Genomic DNA, 19,480 nt, shown 5'->3' with positions numbered 1-19,480 from the left:
GCCGCCACGACGCGCACGTACGGGGGCGCGGGCCCTGCGTACGGGCGCGGGTCCTGCGTACGGGCGCGGGTCCTACGTACGGGCGCGGGCCGGGGCCGCGGGGCCCGCGTCCCGCGCCGGGAGCGGGAGACGTTCGCGGGCCAGGGCGGCGGGGCGCAGCCGCAGTATCCGGGTGACGCCGAGCACCTCCAGGAAGAAGACCGACGAGAAGGCGATCCGGTAGTCGCCGCCGGTGGCGTCGAGCAGGAGGCCCACCGCGAGCAGCGTCGTCATGGACGCGAGGAAACCACCCATGTTGGTGATGCCCGAAGCCGTCCCCTGACGTTCGGAGGGGTTGGCCGGGCGGGCGAAGTCGAAGCCGATCATCGAGGCCGGTCCGCAGGTCCCCAGCACCACGCACAGCGCGGTCAGCAGCCACATCGGCGCCCGCTCGCCCGGGTAGGCCAGCACCGCGCCCCACAGCGCGGCGGTCGCCGCGACCGTGCCCAGCGCCAACGGGATCCGCGCTCCCTGACGGCGACCGACGAGCTGCCCGTACAACAGCCCGAAGCCCATGTTCGCGACGACGATCAGCGTCATCAGACCGCCCGCGGTGGTCCGCGACAGCCCCTGCGCCTCGACCAGGAACGGCATCCCCCACAGCAGCAGGAACACCATCGCCGGGAACTGCGTCGTGAAGTGCACCCACAGCCCGAGCCGGGTTCCCGGCTCCCGCCAGGACTCGGCGATCTGACGGCGTACGAACCCGCCTCCACCGGCGTGCACCACGGGCGGCGGCGCGTGCCCCTCCGGGTGGTCCCGCAGGAACAGCACCAGCGGCACCAGGACGAGGAGACCCGCCGCGGAACTGCCCGCGAAGGCCGGCACCCAGCCGACCCCGTGGAGCACCGGCGCCAGCACCAGCGTGGAGACGAGGTTGCCCGCCATGCCCACCAGTCCGGCCAGCTGCGCCATCAGCGGCCCCCGCCGCGCCGGGAACCAGCGCGTGCCGAGCCGCAGCACGGAGATGAAGGTCATCGCGTCGCCGCAGCCCAGCAGGGCGCGCGCGGCCAGCGCCGTCCCGTAGGAGGGCGCCAGCGCGAAACCGAGCTGTCCGACGGTGAACAGCACCGCCCCCATCGTCAGGACCCGCTTGGTTCCGAGCCGGTCCACCAGCAGCCCGACGGGTATCTGCATGCCCGCGTAGACCAGCAGCTGGAGGATGGAGAAGGTGGCGAGCGCCGACGCGTTGACGTGGAAGCGGTCGGCGGCGTCCAGCCCGGCCACGCCCAGGCTGGTACGGAAGATCACCGCGACGAAGTACACGGCGACGCCGATCGCCCAGACGGCCAGGGCCCGGCGCCCGCCGGGCGGATCCGGGGGGAGGCGCGGCGGCTCGGCGGGCGCGGCCGGCGGTGTGGGCGCGGTGGGCGGTGCGGACGGTGCGGGCGGTGCGGGCCGGGTGGGTCGTGCGGGCGGTGTGGGCAGGCTCATCGGCCGGCCCCGCGCACCAGCACCTCGACCCGGCCCACGTGCGCCCGTACGGCCGCGGCGGCCGTCTGCGGCTCCCCGGCCCGCAGGGCGTCCAGGATCTCCGTGTGCTCGGCCAGCGTCCGCTCGACCCTCTCGGGGTGGGCGTGCAGCAGGGCCACGCCCATCCGCAGCTGCCGGTCGCGGAGCTGGTCGTAGAGCCGGCTCAGGATCTGGTTCCCGGCGTTGCGCACGATCTCGGCGTGGAAGGCCCGGTCGGCGGCCATCAGCGCGACCAGGTCCCCGTCGGCGGCGTGCCGGCGCTGCTCCCCGATGAGGGCGGCGAGCCGCTCCAGCAGGCCGGGCGGGGCGGGCACGGCCTTGCGGACGGTGAACTCCTCCACCAGCAGCCGGGTTTCGATGACGTCGGCGATCTCCTGCGCGGAGACCGGCAGCACCAGCGCGCCCTTCTTCGGGTACAGCTTGAGCAGCCCCTCGGTCTCCAGGCGCAGCAGCGCCTCGCGCACCGGGGTGCGGGACACGCCGACGGCCTCGGCCACCTCGCCTTCGGTGAGGAGCACGCCGCCCTCGTAGCGGCGGCCCAGTACCCCCTGCTTGACGTGCTGGTAGACGCGGTCGGCGGCGGTCACGACCGGGGGCGCGGAAGTCATGCGCACAGGATAGATACATGAGTGGTACAAGGGTTCCGGCCGTCCAGGATGCGGACGGCTGCGGCCGCAGTCATGCCGGGCCGATCAGCGGTCCGTCGTGCCAGGAACCCGAGTCGTCGCGGCGGTAGTGCTGGAGCAGGCCGTCCGTGCGCAGGACGATGACCTCCAGGTCGAATCCGAAGCTGCCCTGGAGCATCCCCGTGACGGCGGACGCGTCCCGCCCGAAGACCGCGCCCCGGCTCCAGGCACCACCGCCCGCGTTCCCCCGCCACCAGTGCTCGACCCGGCCGCCCGGCCCGACGACGCACAGCTCGTAGTTCCCGGCGGTCTCCTCGTCGGTGGCCCCGTACTGGCCCTCGATCAGGCAGGGCGCCGAGGTGATGGCGCTGCCGAACACCTCGCCGGCGTGCCAGGCGAACGCGTCGCGGTCGTCGCGCCACCACAGCTGCATCCGGCCGTCCGTGCGCGTCGCGACGAGGTCGAGCCGGCGGGAGCGGGTCTGGACGAGCGCGGGCCCGAAATGGGCGATGCCGGAGGCGAAACGGCCGCCGTCGTTCCACGTCCAGGGCGCTCCGTTGATGCGCCACCAGTGGTTCAGACGTCCGTCGGCGGTGCGGACCACCACCTCGAAGTTGCCGGGCTTGCCGTAGTCGCTCTGGATGAACGCCGGGGTCGAGCCGATCGCCGCGTCCCCCGGCCCGAAGGCGCCGCCGTCGCGCCAGGCTCCGCCGGACTGCTCGTAGTACCAGTGGCGCAGTCGGCCGCCGGTGGTGACGTGCAAGGACTCCATGTTCCGGTTGAAGGTGGTGCCCGTGAAGGCGGGCTGGCCCGAGGCGTCGTTGGCGTAGGTCTTGGCGGGGGTCCACGCGAAGGGCGCCTCGCCCTCGCGCCACCAGTGCCGCAGGCTCGCGTCGCCCGTCGCCGCCGCGAGCTCGAAGTTGCGGTGGGCGCGGCCGTTGCCGCTCTCGTAGACGTTGCCCGCGTGCAGCCGGCGCTTGCTCCACGGGTCGATGTTGGTGCCGGTCAGTCCGCACTTGGCCCAGTGGTCGATGCGGGCCTCGCCGTACGCGATCCGCCCGTAGCCGCCGCTGTGGTGGGCCGTGCCCCAGGAGTTCTTGAAGAGCCAGCAGCCCGCGGCGTCGTCGTAGCCGACGATCAACACGCAGTGTCCGCCCGCCAGTCGGTCGCTCGTACGGTGGTACACGCCCGAGCCGAGCCCGAAGAAGTCGTCGTACACGTCGAGGCAGGCGGTCAGCGGACCGACCGTGTCCAGCCACACCTTCTGCTGCCCGACGTCACCCAGCCGCACGTAGTCGGTGATCCGTACCGTACGGCCCGACCGGTCCCAGCTCGGTGTGTACTCGGAGCCCCAGGCGGCGCGCCGCTCGGCGGGCAGACCGGGCGGCGGGACGGTGTAGGGCCGGCAGTCGGGGTCGGCGAGGCCGCCGTTGTCCCGGATCCAGTCGAGCGCGGTCTCGGGGTCGCAGCCCTGTCCGCAGGTGAGCCGCAGCCCGTCGCGTACGTCCCCCTCGGACCGCAAGGCCCACACGTGGTGCTCGATCCGGGCCATGGACTCCACCAGACCGGCCGCCGCGAAGGCCCAGCCGGACTCGCACGGGTTCTGGTCCTTGACCCGGGTGATCCACCGCCACCCCCACCGCTCGCGCCAGTCGACGGCCGTGGGCAGCGCACCGGTCTGCGCCCCGCCGGTGCCGGGCAGCAGGCCGTGCGCCGCCCTGCGCCGGGTAAGGCGGGGATTGCCGCTCACGCGCCCGGCCAGCGCCCGCAGATCGACGGTTCCCACCTCGGCGGCGGTCGTCGGGCGCGACGGGCCGTCCAGGCCGAGGCGGGGGCGTGGGAGCGGCTCTCCGTCGGCGAGGTGCTCGCTGACGGACCAGCGTGCCCCCAGCTCCGCGAGCCGCGCGCGCAGCTCCCCCGCGGTCCGCACGGACTCCTGTGGCATACCGGCCCCCCAGTGTGCGATCGCCCGTTCGGATGCGGACGAGACCCGGGAGCGTCTCCCTGGCGCAGGGGGGCGTCAAGAGGGGTCGCGCGGTCGCGCGGTGGCACGGGGGTCGTACGGCGCGGGCCCCGGCGGGGACGGGGGCGGGCACCGCTGCGTCCCCGGCGCGCGAAGGTCGCCGGGGACGCAGGGTCTGGGGAAGACGCTCAGGCAGTGGGCGCCTTCTGCTGGCCCGCACCGTTGACCAGGGTGACGAGGACGGTGCCGAGGTCGGTCACGACCGCGTCGGCCTTGGCCTTGGCGTCGGCCGAGGCGCTGCCGGTCTCGGCGACCTTGAGCAGGCCGTCGACGGAGGCCTTGAGCTTGTCGACGGCGGCGGCGGCCTTGTCGACGGGAGCGGCCTTGGGGGCGGTGACCGGAGCCACGGCCGGGAGCTTGACGGCGGGGGCGGCCGGGTTGGCGGGCTGCGCGGCCGGGGGCTTGGCAGCCGGGTCGGCCGGCTTCACCGGCTGGGCGGCCGGCGGCTTCGCCACGGGGGCCGCCGGGTTGGCGGGCTCGGCGACCGGCGGCTTCACGGGCTCCGCGACCGGGGGCTTCGCCGGCTCGGCGACCGGCGGCTTCACGGGCTGCGCCGCCGGGGGCTGCGCGACGGGGGGCTTGGCGGGCTCGGCGACCGGCGGCTTCGCCGGCTGCGCCGCCGGGGGCTGCGCGACGGGCGGCTGGGCGACCGGAGGCTGGGCCACCGGAGGCTGCGCGACCGGAGGCTGCGCGACCGGGGGCTTCGCCGCCGGGTCGGCCGGCGGGTCGGCGGGCTTCGCCATCGCCGGGTTCGCCATCGCCGGGTTCGCCATCGCCGGGTTCGCCATCGCCGGGTTCGCCGGCACGGGCGCCGGAAGCGGCGCCGCCGACTCGGGCAGGCTCTGGCGCAGTTCCTTGAACGCGGGCTCCAGCTTGGTCCTGACGGCGGCCAGGTCGGCCTCCGACACCTTCCCGTTCGGCGACTTCAGCACCGCCGAGACCAGGTCCGTGACGGGTTCGAGCACGGCGGCGGCGGCGCCGAGCGACTGTGCCTGGGCGAGCAGCGCCTCACTGCCGGGGACGGTCTGCCCGGCGAAGGTGACGGAGGGGCGCTCGGGCGTGGAGACGGCTGCCGCGATGCCCGTGGAGGCGGTGAGCAGGGTCACGCAGAGGGCGGCGGGGACGGAGTAGCGGGTGATGCGGTGCAACGGCTCTCTCCTGTTCAGAGATGTGACTGATCGTGCGGTCTGGGATGTCGCGGGGCGATGGAGATGCCCTCTACCACTCACCGACAGCCGGTCACGGGGCGCAACCGGAGCCACCCCTCCGCCACCGCCGACACGCCGCGCAACGGCGTAAATCACCTCCCTGACCTGCCCGAACCCCATCACCCCGGCGCACGACCCCAATGGACGCGCCCTCGTCACCCAGTGTGACGAACCGGCCGGAGCGGGGGGTTCACCATCGACGAACGCCGCCGCACCGGGACCGCGGACCGGGCCTCCGGACGGGCGGCACGGGGCGAACTGGCGTCCGATACGCACGGATAGGGTTCGCCCATGGGGACCTGGACCGCGCCGAGCGCCATAGAACGCGAGCTGGAAGAAGCCAAGAACGCCGGAAACTGGCCGGCGTTCTTCGACGCGCTCGCGCTCGCCGACCTCTTCGTACCGCAGGAACGGTCCTTCCAGGACGCCCACCCCACCCGGGTGCGCCGTCAGCGGGTCCGCCTGCCCCAGGCGCGCGCCGAGGCGTACGTGGTCTTCACGGAGGGGATGCTGCCCGCGCCCACTCCCGAGCTCGTCTTCGAGAGCGTCGACCTCAGGTGGTTCTGCGAGAGTTTCCCGCCCGACGGGCCCCCCTACCTGGCCGTGAACCCCGGGACCCCCTTCGAGACGCTCCTTCCCGCCTCCCCCGCGCACCGCGCCACCTGGGCCCTGCACGACGGCCGCCGGACCCGGCGGGTGGGCCTGGAGCAGGGCAAGGTCCACGCCCTCCACGTCGGCGGGCCCCTGCACGGGCCCGTCGCCTTCGGGCTGGCCTGCGGCGCGCACCTGTCCGTGCGCAACGGCATGTTCTGGAACTCCCTGGCCTACCACGGCCAGGGCTACACCAAGGAGCGCGAGACGCTCCGCGACAGCTGGGGCGTCACCACCCGCGAGGAGTGGCTCGTCACCACCGAACGGCTGCTGCGGGCCGACATGGTCAGCCCCGTGTGGGAGTTCGCACTGCGCGTACGCCAGGCGCTGGCCCAGGAGTTCGCCGGGCCCGTGGACATCGAGCACTGGCGGCACGCCACCGAGGCGGCCTTGCGCGCCAACGCCGAGCGGGCCGCCGAGCCCCGGCTGACCCCCGACGGCGTCACGGTCGCCCAGCCCCGTCCGACCGCCGAGGTCGAGGGCGAGATCGCGGGCGTCCAGCGGGTCATCGGCCGGATCACCCGCTACGAGCAGCGGTTCCGGGCGGACGGGGTGCTCGGCGAGGGCAAGTACGTGCGGTCGGTGGAGGCGTGGGACTACGGCCGGGCCTCCCAGATGGCCCGGTGGGGCGTCGGCGCCCGCTTCGGGACGCTCGCCGAGGCCGAGGACGTCGTGGTGCGGGCCGGGAAGGCGTGCCGGCTCGCGTACCGGTCCTGGGAGGAGCTGTCGGCCGGGTTCGTCCTCGGGCGCTGCATGCAGTTCGACGAGGAGGAATTCGGCCACTGGTACCAGGAGATGGCGACCGCGCACCGCGAGCTGACGGGCGACCCGGGAAGCCCGTGGCTCAACATCGCCTGGAGCTGACGCGCGGACCTCGGGTAGTCGCGCCGCCGGCCGGTAAAACCCGGTTGACGGCCGCCTTCCCCAACTAACCTGGGTGCCATGACTGTTGAGCTGAACGACACCGTGCGCAAGTTGTTGGACGCGCCGCACCCGGCCGTGCTGACGACGCTCAACCCCGATGGCGGACCGCAGAGTTCGGTGGTCTGGGTGACGCGGGACGGCGACGACGTACTGGTCTCCACCGAGCAGGGGCGCCGCAAGGAGCGGAACATCGCCCGGGACGCGCGGATCGGCCTGACCGTCTTCGACCTGGCCAACCCGTTCCTCTACGCGGAGATCCGCGGCACCGCCTCGGTCTCCGAGGACACCGGGCGGGCGGTCGCCGTCCGGATCGCCGAGGAGTACATGGGCCCGGGCGCCGGCCGGGAGTACGCACAGGCGCCCTCGGAGAACGTACGGGTGATCGTGCGCATCACCCCGACGAAGGTGCTCGGCAACGCCGCCAAGGCGGGCTAGCGCTGTGGCGGGGCGCAGGTCAGCGCCCGCCCCCGGACAGGAGCGCCGACACGGGCCCGGTGAGGCGATCGGCACCCCGTCCCCCTGCCTCCGGGCCGGAGGCCACCGCCGTCGGCTCAGGCCCGCGACGGGCTTTCCAGGACCAGGCGGATCTCCGTGACCTCGTATCCGGCGCGGTCGAACGCGGCGGCCATCGGGGCGTTGACGGTGTCCGTGGTGGCGGTGATGCGGCGGGCGCCCCGGCCCGCGTGGAACCGGGTGATCTCCGCGAGGATCTCGTCGATCAGGCCCTTTCCGCGCAGTGCGGGCACGACGCCGAGGTAGCCGACGTTGCGGTGGTAGGGGGTCGCGGAGGGAACGGCCAGCCCGGCGAGCGTGCCGTCGGGGAGCTCGGCGAGACGCCACCAGGAGCGTTCGCCGGGGCAGTCCCGGTAGAACTCCACGTCTTCGCGGGCGAGTTGCCGGGCGTCCATGGAGCGCAGTTCGGTCCGGGTGTGCACGTCCAGGCTTCCGGCCGAGACGCGGGCGAACGCTTCGACGAACTCCTCGTCCGTGCCCTCGCGGAACACCAGCCGCCCGGTCGGCTCCACGGTCCCGGAGGCCGGGGTCCATTCGTAGCGCAGGCGCTCGGTCCCGCTCGTCAGCCCGGCCCTGCGCGCCGCCTCCCGGCGCCAGGCGACGGCCTCGGCGAAGTCGGGGCGCTCGCGCCAATCGAGGGGCAGGGAAGCGTTGTAGAGGGGGAGGGTCCCGAACGCCGCGTGCCCGGCGGTGAGCAGACCGGCGGCGACGGCGGCCGGATCGGTGACGGCGGCCCGGACCTGGAGGCAGTCGAGCGCGACGGGGCGCTCGCTGTCCTCCCTGCCCCACCACAGGGCTCGGGCGAGGACCTCGCCGCCCTCGTCCTCGGCGAACCAGATCCACTCGGGGCGCAGCCGGCCCGCGGCCAGTTCCTCCCGGACGCGGTCGGCGGCGAGGGCTGCGACGGGGCCGTCGGCGCTGTACGCGAGGGCGCGGTCGACGTCCGAGGGGTCTGCGGTGGCGGCGCGGAAGATCATCCGACTGATGATCGGGCAGGGGCGCGGCTTCGGCCAGGGATTTTCACCGGGCCGGGGCGGCCGGTGGCCGGGCTCCCCGAGGGGGGCCCGGCCACCGGCACCGCGTTCGTCCTCCCGGCCGTTACGACCAGGTGACGAGGCGGCGGGGGTGTTCCAGGACCGCCGCGATGTCGGCCAGGAAGCGGGATCCGAGCTCGCCGTCGATCAGACGGTGGTCGAAGGACAGCGCCAGCGTGGTGACCTGGCGCGGCTTGACCTTGCCCTTGTGGACCCACGGCTGGAGCTTGATCGCGCCGACCGCGAGGATCGCGGACTCGCCCGGGTTGATGATGGGCGTCCCGGTGTCGACGCCGAAGACGCCGACGTTGGTGATGGTGATCGTGCCGTTCTGCATGTCGGCCGGGGAGGTCTTGCCGTCGCGGGCCGTGGCGACCAGCTCGGACAGGGCCGTCGACAGCTCCGGCAGCGTCTTGGCGTGGGCGTCCTTGATGTTCGGGACGATCAGGCCGCGCGGGGTGGCCGCGGCGATGCCGAGGTTGACGTAGTGCTTGAGCACGATCTCCTGGGCCGCCTCGTCCCAGGACGCGTTGACGTCCGGGTTGCGGCGGACGGCCACGAGGACGGCCTTGGCGATGAGGAGCAGCGGGTTGATCCGCAGACCGGCGAGGTCCGGGTCCTCCTTGAGCTGCTGGACCAGCTTCATCGTGCGCGTCACGTCGAGCGTGATGAACTCGGTGACGTGCGGGGCGGTGAAGGCGGAGCCGACCATGGCCTGGGCGGTGACCTTGCGGACGCCCTTGACCGGGATACGGGTCTCGCGATCCGTCGCCCCGGCCTGGGCCGGGGCGGGTTCCTGCGCGGCGGCCGGGGCCTGGACCGCGGCGACCGGGGTGGCCGCCGGGGCGGTCTGCGGGGCGACGGCGGCCGCCGCGGCGGCGTGCACGTCCTCGCGGGTCACGACGCCGCCCTCGCCGGTGGGGACCACCGAAGCCAGGTCGATGCCGAGGTCCTTGGCGAGCTTGCGGACGGGCGGCTTGGCCAGCGGACGCTCGTCGCCCCCCTTCACGGCGCCGTTGCCGTTGCCGTTGCCGTTGCCGTTGCCGTTCAGCGCGGCGGTCCCGTTCTGTGCGGGAACGGCGGGAACGGCGGCGGCAGCCGGGACCGCGGGGGCAGCCGGGACGGCCGCGGCCGCGGCCGCCGCCGGAGCGGCCACCGAGCCCGCTCCCGCGCCCGCCACGGCCTTGCGCGGCCGGCGCTTCGTGGAGGCCGTGGACACGCCGTAGCCGACCAGGACCGGCTGGCGCGCCTCGGCGGCCGGCTCGGCGGCGGCGGCCGGGGCCGCCACCTCCTGGGCCGGGGCCTCGGCGGCCGGGCCCTCCGTCTGCACCGAGATGATCACCTGGCCGACATCGACCGTGGTGCCCTCCTCGAAGAGCAGCGCGTGCACGGTCCCGTCGAACGGGATCGGCAGCTCCACGGCCGCCTTCGCCGTCTCCACCTCGCAGACGACCTGCCCGTCGGTGACCGTGTCACCCGGCTGGACGTACCACTTGAGGATCTCGGCCTCGGTGAGGCCCTCGCCCACGTCGGGCATCTTGAATTCGCGGATGGTCATGAACGTGGCTCCTCAGTACGCCAGCGAGCGGTCGACGGCGTCGAGCACCCTGTCCAGGCCCGGCAGGTACTCGTCCTCCAGGCGGGCCGGCGGGTACGGGGCGTGGAACCCGCCCACGCGCAGCACCGGCGCCTCCAGGTGGTAGAAGCACCGCTCCGTGATGCGCGCGGCGATCTCCGAGCCCACGCCCAGGAACACCGGCGCCTCGTGGACGATCACCAGTCGCCGGGTGCGCTCCACGGAGGCCTGCAGACCGTCGAAGTCGATCGGGGACATCGACCGCAGGTCGACGACCTCCACCGACTTGCCCTCCTCGGCCGCCGCGGCCGCCGCCTCCAGGCAGACCTTCACCATCGGGCCGTACGCGGCCAGCGTGAGGTCCGTACCGGCGCGTGCCACGCGGGCGGCGTGCAGGGCGTCCGGGATCGCGTCGACGTCGACCTCGCCCTTGTCCCAGTAGCGCCGCTTCGGCTCGAAGAAGATCACCGGGTCGTCGCTGAGGATCGCCTGCTGGAGCATCCAGTAGGCGTCGCTCGCGTTCGACGGCGAGACCACCTTGAGGCCCGGGACGTGCGCGAACAGCGTCTCCGGGGACTCGCTGTGGTGCTCGACGGCGCCGATGCCGCCCGCGTACGGGATGCGGATGACGACCGGCATCTTGATCTTGCCGAGCGAGCGCGCGTGCATCTTCGCGAGCTGCGTGACGATCTGGTCGTAGGCGGGGAAGACGAACCCGTCGAACTGGATCTCCACGACGGGCCGGTACCCGCGCAGGGCCAGGCCGATCGCCGTGCCGACGATGCCGGACTCGGCGAGCGGGGTGTCGATGACCCGCTCCTCGCCGAAGTCCTTCTGCAGGCCGTCGGTGATGCGGAAGACGCCGCCGAGCTTGCCGACGTCCTCACCCATGATCAGGACCTTGGGGTCGGTCTCCAGGGCCTTGCGCAGCGAGTCGTTGAGCGCCTTGGCGATGGTCAGCTTCTGTACGGCCATGGTGGTCACTCCCCGCCTTCGAAGGACGCGAGGTACGCGGCGAACTGTGCGCGCTCCTCGTCGACGAGCGCGTGCCCGTCCGCGTAGACGTTCTCGAAGATCGCCATGGTGTCCGGGTCGGGCATGGAGCGCACGACCTCGCGCACCCGCTTGCCCAGCGTCTCGCTCTCCTCCTCCAGCTGCGCGAAGAACGCCTCGTCGGCGCCGCCCGTCGCCAGGAGGTGGGCCTTGAGGCGCAGGATCGGGTCCTTGGCCTCCCAGGCCGCCGTCTCCTCGTCGCGCCGGTACTTCGTCGGGTCGTCGGAGGTGGTGTGCGCACCCATGCGGTACGTGAACGCCTCGACCAGCGTCGGACCCTCGCCGTTGCGCGCCCGCTCCAGCGCCCAGCGGGTGACCGCAAGGCAGGCCAGGACGTCGTTGCCGTCGACGCGGACGCCCGGGAAGCCGAAGCCCTGGGCCCGCTGGTAGAGCGGCACCCGCATCTGGCGTTCGGTGGGCTCGGAGATCGCCCACTGGTTGTTCTGGCAGAAGAACACGACCGGGGAGTTGTACACCGCCGAGAAGGTGAACGCCTCGGCGACGTCACCCTGGCTGGACGCACCATCACCGAAATAGGCGATGACGGCGGAGTCCGCGCCGTCCTTGGCCACGCCCATCGCGTACCCGGTCGCGTGCAGCGTCTGGGATCCGATGACGATCGTGTACAGGTGGAAGTTGTTGGTGTTCGGGTCCCAGCCACCGTGGTTCACGCCGCGGAACATGCCGAGCAGGTTGGTCGGGTCGACCCCGCGGCACCAGGCCACACCGTGTTCACGGTAGGTGGGGAAGACGTAGTCGTCGTCGCGCAGGGCCCGGCCGGAGCCGATCTGGGCGGCTTCCTGACCGAGGAGCGAGGCCCACAGGCCCAGCTCTCCCTGACGCTGCAGGGCGGTCGCCTCGCCGTCGAAACGGCGGGTCAGGACCATGTCGCGGTAGAGCCCGCGCAGGTCCTCGGTGGTGATGTCGGCGACGTAGGGGGCGAACTGCGCGCTGTCGGCGCTCTCGACCCGTTCTCCCTCGGGCGTCAGCAGCTGTACGAGCTGAGGCTCGGCGTCGTGCGGCTGTGCGGTGGCAACGGCGGTCTTGCGGGCGCTTTCGGCGCCGGCCGCCCGCTTGGTGCCGCTGCTGCGTCGCGGCTTGCGCGCGGCAGTGCTCTCCACGGTCACGTGTGCTCCTCCGTCGGTCCGGCACCCGGGTTCTCCGGGGTCCAGTGCGGCTCACCTGCATGCGTACCCGCGCACGGGGTGGGTGCGAGGAAGGTACGGGATTCAGGCGTGACAGGTGCCCCGGCGAGTGCCCTGCGCAATGCACGTTACCCAGTGCCTCGCATAACTGCGAAACCCCGTTTGACCTGCGATTTTGCTTGGATATCCAAGTAAATCGGCGGTTGCGGGAACAACCACTGGTCACAGCCTTGCAGGGGGCCGGAACAACGGCACGTTATCCCGGGTAACTGCGCCAGGGAAGGGGTGAGTGTGTGAAACTGACTCCGTGCCCGAAAACGGTAAAATCAAGGTATTCCTCCTGGACGACCACGAAGTGGTGCGCCGGGGAGTGCATGAGCTGCTGTCCGTGGAAGACGACATCGAAATCGTGGGCGAGGCGGGAACGGCCGCCGACGCGCTGGTCCGGATCCCCGCGACCCGCCCCGACGTCGCTGTCCTCGACGTGCGGCTACCGGACGGCAGCGGGGTTGAGGTGTGCCGGGAGGTGCGCTCGCAGGACGAGGGCATCAAGTGCCTGATGCTGACCTCGTTCGCGGACGACGAAGCCCTGTTCGACGCGATCATGGCCGGCGCCTCGGGGTACGTACTGAAAGCCATCCGCGGAAACGAGCTGCTCAGCGCCGTACGGGACGTAGCGGCGGGCCGGTCCCTGCTGGACCCGGTGGCCACCGCCCGGGTACTGGAACGGCTGCGCGACGGCAACAACGGCAGGGGTGACGACCGGCTGTCTCACCTCACCGAGCAGGAGCGCAAGATCCTGGACCTGATCGGCGAGGGACTGACGAACCGCGTCATCGGCGAGCGGCTGCACCTGGCGGAGAAGACCATCAAGAACTACGTCTCCAGCCTGCTGGCGAAACTCGGCATGGAGCGGCGTTCGCAGGCGGCGGCGTACGTGGCGCGCCTCCAGGCGGAGAGGCGCGTCTAGCCGCGCAGGCGTGCGCCTTCCACCGGCGCACGAGCGGGGCGCGAGGGCGTACGGATGCGGCGCGAGCGCCGTGCGAGGGGCGCACGAGCGGCGGGCGAGCGCGGTTTGTGCGAGGGGCACACGAGCGGTGTGCGAGCGGCGTTCCATTCGGGGCGGAGTCCCCGGTCGGCAATCCGGAAAAAGCGTGCGGGCCCGGCGGAATGATTTCCGCCGGGCCCGTTCGTATGACCGTCCCTATTCGACTTCGTTGTTCGTGGCACCGCCGGTGGGCGGCGCGGACTTGGTGGGCTTCTCCGACGGCGTCGGCTTGTCCGAGGTCGGGGGCTTCTCCGACTCCGTGGGCTTCTCCGAGGTCGGCGGCTCCGTGGACGGCGTCGGCGTGGTGCTCGACGTGTACTTGGTGCGGCTCGGCGTCGCCTTGCGCGTCGGCTCTTCCTCCGACTGCGAGGAGTCCGGCGTCCCCGACGGGGTCATGTCCGAGGAGGGTGTGGAGGAGTCCTTCGAGGCGTTCGGGGAACTGCTGTGGTTGGTGCCCGGCTTGTTCCCGCCGCCACCGCCGCCCACCGTCGTCACCGCGTACGCGATGCCACCGGCGATCGCGAGGACCGCGAGCACCGCGAACACCCACGTCTTCCAACGGCCGCCGCCCCGGCGGTCGTCGTAACCGTCGTAGCCGCCACCCTGGCCGTAACCGCCGCCCGGGCCCTGGCCGTGGCCGCCGTGCCCGCCGTTGCCGCCGCCCGGAAAGGCCGAGCCGTCGTCAGGGTTCAGCGGGGGCACCATCGGCCGCTGGAACTGCGAGGTCGTGGCGTTCTGGCCGTACGGCGGGCGCGGTCCGCCGGGTCCGCGCATCGCAGTCGTGGGGGCGCCCGCGCCGGGCTGGCCGTGCGGCAGCGCCATCGTGACCGGACCGGTGTTCCACGTACCGGAGTTGGGCCCCTGCTCCTGGAGCATCTGGAGCGCGTACTGGACCAGCCCGCGCATCTCCTCGGCGCTCTGGAACCGGTCGTCCGGGTCCTTCGCCAGGGAGCGCATGACCAGGCCGTCGAGCTCCTGCGGGATGTGCTGGCCCTCGGGCAGCTGGGAGGGCGGGACCGGCACGTCCTGGACGTGCTGGTAGACCACCGACAGCGGCGTCTCACCGGTGAAGGGGGGCCGCAGCGCGAGGAGTTCGTACAGCAGGCAACCGGTCGCGTACAGGTCCGAGCGGTGGTCCACGGCCTTGCCGAGGGCCTGTTCGGGCGACAGGTACTGGGGGGTGCCCATGACCATGCCGGTCTGGGTCATCGTCGACTGCGCGCCGTGCAGGGCGCGGGCGATGCCGAAGTCCATCACCTTCACCGCGCCGGTGTTGGTGATGATGACGTTCGCGGGCTTGATGTCGCGGTGCACGATGCCGTGCTGGTGCGAGTACGCGAGCGCTTCCAGCACGCCCGAGACGATGATCAGAGCCTGCTCGGGTCCCGGGGCCTCGGCGCTGATCAGCAGCTCGCGGATGGTGCGGCCTTCGACCAGCTCCATGACGATGTACGGGACGACGTTCGGGCCGACCCGGTCCTCGCCCGAGTCGTAGACCGCGACCACGGCGTGGTGGTTGAGCCCGGCGACCGACTGTGCCTCGCGGGTGAAGCGGGCCTTGGACACCGGGTCCTCGGCGAGGTCCGCGCGCAGCAGCTTCACGGCGACGGTGCGGCCCAGCCGGACGTCCTCGGCGGCGAACACCTCCGCCATGCCGCCTCGTCCGAGGCGGTGGGTCAGGCGGTAGCGGCCGTCGCCCACCAGGCCGCCTGCGCCCCAATGCTCAGGATCCTCGGCCATCCCGGCGCCGGTTCCGTCGGGTTCGGGTGCCATCAGTCCTCGCCGTCGTCTCTCTCGTCCGTAACTTCTGCGGGTCCTCTTCGGGTGCTCCGATGAACGCTACAGCCTCGGAACAGGTCGCCGTTCGGGCAATGGCACCCCGTGGCCCCCCGGTCACGGAACGGGCACCTGGCTTGACTGGCGCTTGCCCTCCGGCAGACTGGGCGCCACATGCGCTCTGCCAGACGCGTTCGGATACAGCCCGAGGGGAAGCAACAGTCATGAGCCAGGACGGCACACGGGGCCGGTACGCAGGCGGTTCCCTGTCCGGTGGCCGTTACCAGCTAAGGGACTTGCTGGGCGAGGGCGGTATGGCGTCCGTCTATCTCGCTTACGACTCGGCGCTCGACCGACAGGTCGCCATCAAGACCCTGCACAGCGAACTGGGCCGGGAGGCGTCCTTCCGCGAGCGGTTCCGCCGCGAGGCGCAGGCTGTTGCGAAACTGTCGCACACCAACATCGTCTCGGTATTCGATACGGGCGAGGGCACGGTCACCTTCGGCGGCTCCGTCGCGGACGACGGCGCCCCGATGCCGTACATCGTCATGGAGTACGTGGAGGGGCAGCCGCTCGGCTCGGTGCTCCAGGCGGACGTCGCGCAGTACGGCGCGATGCCCGCCGACAGGGCGTTGAAGGTGACGGCGGACGTGCTGGCCGCGCTGGAGACCAGCCACGAGATGGGGCTGGTCCACCGCGACATCAAGCCGGGCAACGTGATGATGACCAAGCGCGGCGTGGTCAAGGTCATGGACTTCGGCATCGCGCGGGCCATGCAGTCGGGGGTCACCTCGATGACCCAGACCGGCATGGTCGTGGGCACCCCGCAGTACCTCTCGCCCGAGCAGGCGCTGGGGCGCGCGGTGGACGCCCGCTCCGACCTCTACTCGGTCGGCATCATGCTGTTCCAGCTGCTGACCGGCCGGCTGCCCTTCGACGCCGACTCGCCGCTGGCCATCGCGTACGCACACGTGCAGGAGGAGCCGGTCGCGCCGTCCTCCGTGAACCGTGCCGTGACGCCGGCGATGGACGCGCTGGTGGCGCGGGCCTTGAAGAAGAACCCGAACGAGCGTTTCCCGACGGCCGCGGCCATGGGCGACGAGATCGCCCGGGTCCTGTCGGCCGGTCACACGGGTGCGCCGGTCATCGTCCCGGGTGCGGCGGCGGGCGGCAGTGGCGCCGGGGTGGGGTCGGCCGTGTTCCCGCCGGTGGACTCGGCCTACCAGACGCCGCCGCAGTCCTTGCAGCAGCCGTACCAGGCCCCGCAGACGGCGTCCCCGTACGCGCCGCACACTCCGGCGCAGGGCGGCTACGCGTACCCGCCCCAGCAGCACGCGCCGCAGACCGTCCCCCAGGGTGCGCAGCACCAGTACGGTCCGCAGACCCCGCCGCCGTTCGCCGTCTCGGCGAGCACGGGGGGCGGGGCGGGGGCCGCGGCACCGAAGTCGAACACGCCGGTGATCGTCGGCGCGATCGTGGTGGCGCTGCTGGCCGTCGGCGGGCTGATCGCGGTGCTCAACTCGGGCGGTGACAACAACGAGAACCGGGCGGACGGCGGCGGGGGCGCCTCGCCCTCCACCTCGGCGTCGAGTTCCGCCAAGTCGGGCCACAAGGGCCCGGACACCTCGCGCACGATCGACGTGGAGAAGTGCAAGAACCCGTCCAAGGACTACAGGGACGCCTCCAAGGTCTCGGCCCCGGACTTCACGTACAAGAACCTGGGCTCGGTCAAGCTCTGCATCCAGGCCGCGGGAGGCAAGTACAAGATCGAGAACAAGGACGAGGCCGTCTTCGGGCAGGACACCGTGCTGACGCAGTTCCCGACGGCCGGGACCGCTGTGACGAAGGACCAGGAGTACACGCTGACCGTGTCCACGGGCGACCCGCAGTAGGCGATCCGCGGTAGGCGATCCGCAGTAGGCGGTAGGCGGTACGGGGTCCGAAGCGGGCCGCTGCGGTGGTGTTCCCCGCCTGTGTGCCTGCTTGTGCCGCGGTGGTGTTCCCGCCTGTGTGCCTGCTTGTGCTCCTGCTTGTGCTCCGGCGTCCCGGGCCACCCTGATGGGCGGTCCGGGATGCCGCTTTTGTCCCGTCGTGCAAATGTGAGCCCTGTACAGGCCCGAGCGAAGCCGTTCCGCGCGCTCGCGCCGCCCGCGCCGCTCGGACGGGAGGGGCTCCCCGGTGACCCAACGCCTCCGTGCGCCGGTGTGGGCGGCCTGGGCCGCGCTGGCGGTCGTCGCGGTTCTGGGCGTCGTGCCCGAGCAGGGCCGGGGCCCCGCCTCCGCCCTGGTGCCGGTCGCCTCCGCGAGCGCCGACGCGGTGGCCGACGTACCCGAAGAGGCTTACGAGGAGCTGGCCGGCAGTGCCGCGGGCGTCGGGCGGGAGCGGCCGGGGCGGCCCGTGGGCGAGCCCGCCGACCCCGAGGCGATGGTGGCCTCCCGGCCTCGGCAGCGGCCCGCGCGTCCGCCGCGACCGCCCGGCCTTCCCCCCGGCACGGCCCCCACGGCGCCCACCGGCACGCCGGCCACGGCTGCGAGCCCGGCTCCGTCCGCCGCGGCCTCCCCCGGAGCGAGTCCGGCCCCGGACGGCGCGGCCAGCCCCGGAGCCGGGGTCAGCGCACTCGGCACCGGGTCGAACGACCGGGCCGCCGACCTGGCGGCGCACATGCTGCCACTCGGTACCGGACTCGCCCTGATGGGCCTGGGTCTGGGATTCATCGGCGTGCGGCTGCGGCGGGGCCCGTAGGCCCGGTCCGCCGGCCCCGTCCGCAGGTCCGTCCGCAGGTCCGTCCGCAGGTCCGTCCGCAGGTCCGTCCGCAGGTCCGTCCGCAGGTCCGTCCGCAGGTCCCGTCCCCCTCGGGATGTACGACCCGGGACGGTTGCGGCCGGGTACATACTCGGTATACATACTGAGTATGTCCATCCGCCACGGCCTTCTCGCCCTGCTCGAAAGGGGTCCTCGGTACGGCTCTCAGCTGCGTACCGAGTTCGAATCCCGCACCGGCTCCACCTGGCCGCTCAACGTCGGGCAGGTCTACACGACCCTCGCCCGCCTGGAGCGCGACGGCCTCGTCGCACCCGGCGGCGAGGACGCGGCCGGCCACACCCTCTACGCCATCACCGACACCGGCCGCGCCGAGCTGCACGAGTGGTACGAGCGCCCCGTCGACCGCACCAACCCACCGCGCGACGAGCTGTCCATCAAGCTGGCCATGGCCGTCGGCGCACCCGGCGTCGACATCCGCGCGGTCATCCAGTCGCAGCGGCACGCCACCATCCAGGCGATGCAGGACTACACCCGGCTCAAGGCCCAGGCGCTCGCGGCCATCGAGAGCGGCAAGGCCCACGAACGCGACGACGTGGCCTGGCTGCTGGTCCTCGAACAGCTGATCTTCCAGACCGAGGCCGAGGCGCGCTGGCTCGACCACTGCGAAGCACGGCTCGTACGGCTCTCCCGGTCGGCCGTCAGCGCGGCCGAAGAGCCCGGCCCACCGCCCGAGGAGTCCGGGCCACCGCCCGCCACGACCCCAGCGAGCGGCCGCGTCGCCGCCGCGACCAACGAGCCGCCCCGCGCCATCCGCCTGCGGCGGCGCTGACCCACCGTCCCAGGGGGGACCCACATGCCCGACCAGCACACGCAGCGCCCCGTACTCCAGCTGGAGAAACTCGTCCGTACGCACGGCAGTGGCGCCACCGAGGTCCACGCCCTGCGCGGAATCGACCTGGCCGTCCACCCCGGCGAGCTCGTCGCCGTGATGGGCCCCTCCGGCTCCGGCAAGTCCACGCTGCTCACCCTCGCCGGGGGACTCGACGCCCCCAGCTCCGGACGCGTGATCGTCGAGGGCACCGACCTCACCACCGCGAGCCGCAAGCAGCTGGCCGCGCTGCGCCGGCGCAGCATCGGCTACGTCTTCCAGGACTACAACCTGATCCCGGCCCTCACCGCCGCCGAGAACGTGGCACTGCCCCGCGAGCTCGACGGCGTCTCCGCCCGCAAGGCGCGTGCCTGCGCCCTGGCCGCGCTGGAGGAGATGAACCTCGGGCAGCTCGCCGACCGCTTCCCCGACGAGATGTCCGGCGGGCAGCAGCAGCGCGTCGCCATCGCCCGCGCGCTGGTCGGCGACCGCCGCCTGGTCCTGGCCGACGAGCCCACCGGCGCCCTCGACTCCGAGACCGGCGAGTCCGTCCTCGCCCTGCTGCGCTCGCGCTGCGACGCGGGGGCGGCCGGGATCCTGGTCACGCACGAGCCGCGCTTCGCCGCCTGGGCCGACCGGGTCGTGTTCCTGCGCGACGGCAGCGTGGTAGACGAGACGATGCGCAGCGGGGCCGACTCGCTGCTCTCGGGGCGGGCGGCCGGACTGTGAGCTCGTCGTCCCGCTCCTCGTCGTCCCGCTC

General features: G+C 72.9%; 16 protein-coding genes. 7 read left to right on the top strand and 9 right to left on the bottom strand.

Features of this window, described 5'->3' with window-relative positions; translation table 11 throughout:
- Window positions 1–72: 72 nt before the first annotated feature.
- The 4 genes from IE207_RS20205 to IE207_RS20190 form a co-directional block, all read right to left on the bottom strand.
- On the bottom strand, window positions 73–1,473 hold the full coding sequence (locus IE207_RS20205) for an MFS transporter (protein WP_190185644.1): 1,401 nt from the start codon (window positions 1,471–1,473) through the stop codon (window positions 73–75).
- Entirely contained in the window at window positions 1,470–2,120 is a 651-nt protein-coding gene (locus IE207_RS20200; protein ID WP_190185643.1) for a GntR family transcriptional regulator, read from the bottom strand. Before IE207_RS20200 ends, IE207_RS20205 begins: the two co-directional genes overlap by 4 nt.
- Before the next feature lie 70 nt (window positions 2,121–2,190).
- The gene (locus IE207_RS20195) at window positions 2,191–4,083 is read right to left on the bottom strand and encodes a C1 family peptidase (RefSeq protein ID WP_190185642.1); all 1,893 of its coding nucleotides are present in this window, start codon (window positions 4,081–4,083) and stop codon (window positions 2,191–2,193) included.
- Window positions 4,084–4,289: 206 nt separating this feature from the next.
- Entirely contained in the window at window positions 4,290–5,309 is a 1,020-nt protein-coding gene (locus tag IE207_RS20190) for a hypothetical protein (protein ID WP_190185641.1), read from the bottom strand.
- A gap of 351 nt (window positions 5,310–5,660) precedes the next feature.
- Here IE207_RS20190 and IE207_RS20185 point away from each other — a divergent pair, with 351 nt between their 5' ends.
- Both IE207_RS20185 and IE207_RS20180 read left to right on the top strand, forming a co-directional pair.
- Window positions 5,661–6,884, top strand: coding sequence for a DUF1266 domain-containing protein (locus IE207_RS20185; RefSeq protein ID WP_190185640.1), 1,224 nt, complete (start codon window positions 5,661–5,663; stop codon window positions 6,882–6,884).
- Window positions 6,885–6,962: 78 nt separating this feature from the next.
- The gene (locus tag IE207_RS20180; RefSeq protein WP_190185639.1) at window positions 6,963–7,379 is read left to right on the top strand and encodes a PPOX class F420-dependent oxidoreductase; all 417 of its coding nucleotides are present in this window, start codon (window positions 6,963–6,965) and stop codon (window positions 7,377–7,379) included.
- Between the two features lie 116 nt (window positions 7,380–7,495).
- On the opposite strand, the gene IE207_RS20175 is transcribed toward IE207_RS20180, so the two are convergent.
- The 4 genes from IE207_RS20175 to pdhA form a co-directional block, all read right to left on the bottom strand.
- Entirely contained in the window at window positions 7,496–8,434 is a 939-nt protein-coding gene (locus tag IE207_RS20175) for a GNAT family N-acetyltransferase (RefSeq protein ID WP_190185638.1), read from the bottom strand.
- 121 nt (window positions 8,435–8,555) lie between these two features.
- Entirely contained in the window at window positions 8,556–10,049 is a 1,494-nt protein-coding gene (locus tag IE207_RS20170) for a dihydrolipoamide acetyltransferase family protein (RefSeq protein WP_190185637.1), read from the bottom strand.
- A 12-nt stretch (window positions 10,050–10,061) separates the two neighbouring features.
- Window positions 10,062–11,042, bottom strand: a complete 981-nt coding sequence (locus IE207_RS20165) for an alpha-ketoacid dehydrogenase subunit beta (protein ID WP_190185636.1) — start codon at window positions 11,040–11,042, stop codon at window positions 10,062–10,064.
- 5 nt (window positions 11,043–11,047) lie between these two features.
- On the bottom strand, window positions 11,048–12,247 hold the full coding sequence (pdhA, locus tag IE207_RS20160; protein WP_190185635.1) for a pyruvate dehydrogenase (acetyl-transferring) E1 component subunit alpha: 1,200 nt from the start codon (window positions 12,245–12,247) through the stop codon (window positions 11,048–11,050).
- A 325-nt stretch (window positions 12,248–12,572) separates the two neighbouring features.
- On the opposite strand from pdhA, the gene IE207_RS20155 reads away from it, so the two are divergent.
- A complete protein-coding gene (locus tag IE207_RS20155) occupies window positions 12,573–13,235 on the top strand; it encodes a response regulator (RefSeq protein ID WP_190185634.1) in 663 nt (220 codons plus the stop codon).
- A 234-nt stretch (window positions 13,236–13,469) separates the two neighbouring features.
- Here the strand turns inward: IE207_RS20155 and IE207_RS20150 are convergent, their stop codons facing one another.
- A complete protein-coding gene (locus IE207_RS20150) occupies window positions 13,470–15,086 on the bottom strand; it encodes a protein kinase domain-containing protein (RefSeq protein WP_190185633.1) in 1,617 nt (538 codons plus the stop codon).
- 227 nt (window positions 15,087–15,313) lie between these two features.
- Here IE207_RS20150 and IE207_RS20145 point away from each other — a divergent pair, with 227 nt between their 5' ends.
- From IE207_RS20145 to IE207_RS20130, 4 genes are all read left to right on the top strand, one after another.
- A complete protein-coding gene (locus IE207_RS20145) occupies window positions 15,314–16,981 on the top strand; it encodes a protein kinase domain-containing protein (protein WP_190185632.1) in 1,668 nt (555 codons plus the stop codon).
- 286 nt (window positions 16,982–17,267) lie between these two features.
- Complete coding sequence (locus IE207_RS20140; RefSeq protein ID WP_190185631.1) at window positions 17,268–17,831, top strand: hypothetical protein; 564 nt, start codon at window positions 17,268–17,270, stop codon at window positions 17,829–17,831.
- 169 nt (window positions 17,832–18,000) lie between these two features.
- Window positions 18,001–18,681 (top strand): PadR family transcriptional regulator, encoded by a 681-nt coding sequence (locus IE207_RS20135; RefSeq protein ID WP_190185630.1) that lies wholly within the window; start codon window positions 18,001–18,003, stop codon window positions 18,679–18,681.
- A gap of 24 nt (window positions 18,682–18,705) precedes the next feature.
- Complete coding sequence (locus IE207_RS20130) at window positions 18,706–19,449, top strand: ABC transporter ATP-binding protein (RefSeq protein ID WP_190185629.1); 744 nt, start codon at window positions 18,706–18,708, stop codon at window positions 19,447–19,449.
- The last annotated feature ends 31 nt before the right edge of the window (window positions 19,450–19,480 follow it).

This window comes from Streptomyces cirratus (assembly GCF_014650775.1).
GTDB lineage: Bacteria > Actinomycetota > Actinomycetes > Streptomycetales > Streptomycetaceae > Streptomyces > Streptomyces cirratus.
This window is presented reverse-complemented; position numbering and strand designations above follow the sequence as displayed.

What these genes read in the sequence shown, in the direction of transcription:
- IE207_RS20200 (WP_190185643.1), bottom strand. Translation starts at nt 2,120, where the DNA reads ATGACTTCCGCGCCCCCGGTCGTGACCGCCGCCGACCGCGTCTACCAG.
- IE207_RS20165 (WP_190185636.1), bottom strand. Translation starts at nt 11,042, where the DNA reads ATGGCCGTACAGAAGCTGACCATCGCCAAGGCGCTCAACGACTCGCTG.
- IE207_RS20185 (WP_190185640.1), top strand. Translation starts at nt 5,661, where the DNA reads ATGGGGACCTGGACCGCGCCGAGCGCCATAGAACGCGAGCTGGAAGAA.
- IE207_RS20170 (WP_190185637.1), bottom strand. Translation starts at nt 10,049, where the DNA reads ATGACCATCCGCGAATTCAAGATGCCCGACGTGGGCGAGGGCCTCACC.
- IE207_RS20205 (WP_190185644.1), bottom strand. Translation starts at nt 1,473, where the DNA reads ATGAGCCTGCCCACACCGCCCGCACGACCCACCCGGCCCGCACCGCCC.
- IE207_RS20195 (WP_190185642.1), bottom strand. Translation starts at nt 4,083, where the DNA reads ATGCCACAGGAGTCCGTGCGGACCGCGGGGGAGCTGCGCGCGCGGCTC.
- IE207_RS20180 (WP_190185639.1), top strand. Translation starts at nt 6,963, where the DNA reads ATGACTGTTGAGCTGAACGACACCGTGCGCAAGTTGTTGGACGCGCCG.
- IE207_RS20130 (WP_190185629.1), top strand. Translation starts at nt 18,706, where the DNA reads ATGCCCGACCAGCACACGCAGCGCCCCGTACTCCAGCTGGAGAAACTC.
- IE207_RS20135 (WP_190185630.1), top strand. Translation starts at nt 18,001, where the DNA reads ATGTCCATCCGCCACGGCCTTCTCGCCCTGCTCGAAAGGGGTCCTCGG.
- IE207_RS20175 (WP_190185638.1), bottom strand. Translation starts at nt 8,434, where the DNA reads ATGATCTTCCGCGCCGCCACCGCAGACCCCTCGGACGTCGACCGCGCC.
- IE207_RS20150 (WP_190185633.1), bottom strand. Translation starts at nt 15,086, where the DNA reads ATGGCACCCGAACCCGACGGAACCGGCGCCGGGATGGCCGAGGATCCT.
- IE207_RS20145 (WP_190185632.1), top strand. Translation starts at nt 15,314, where the DNA reads ATGAGCCAGGACGGCACACGGGGCCGGTACGCAGGCGGTTCCCTGTCC.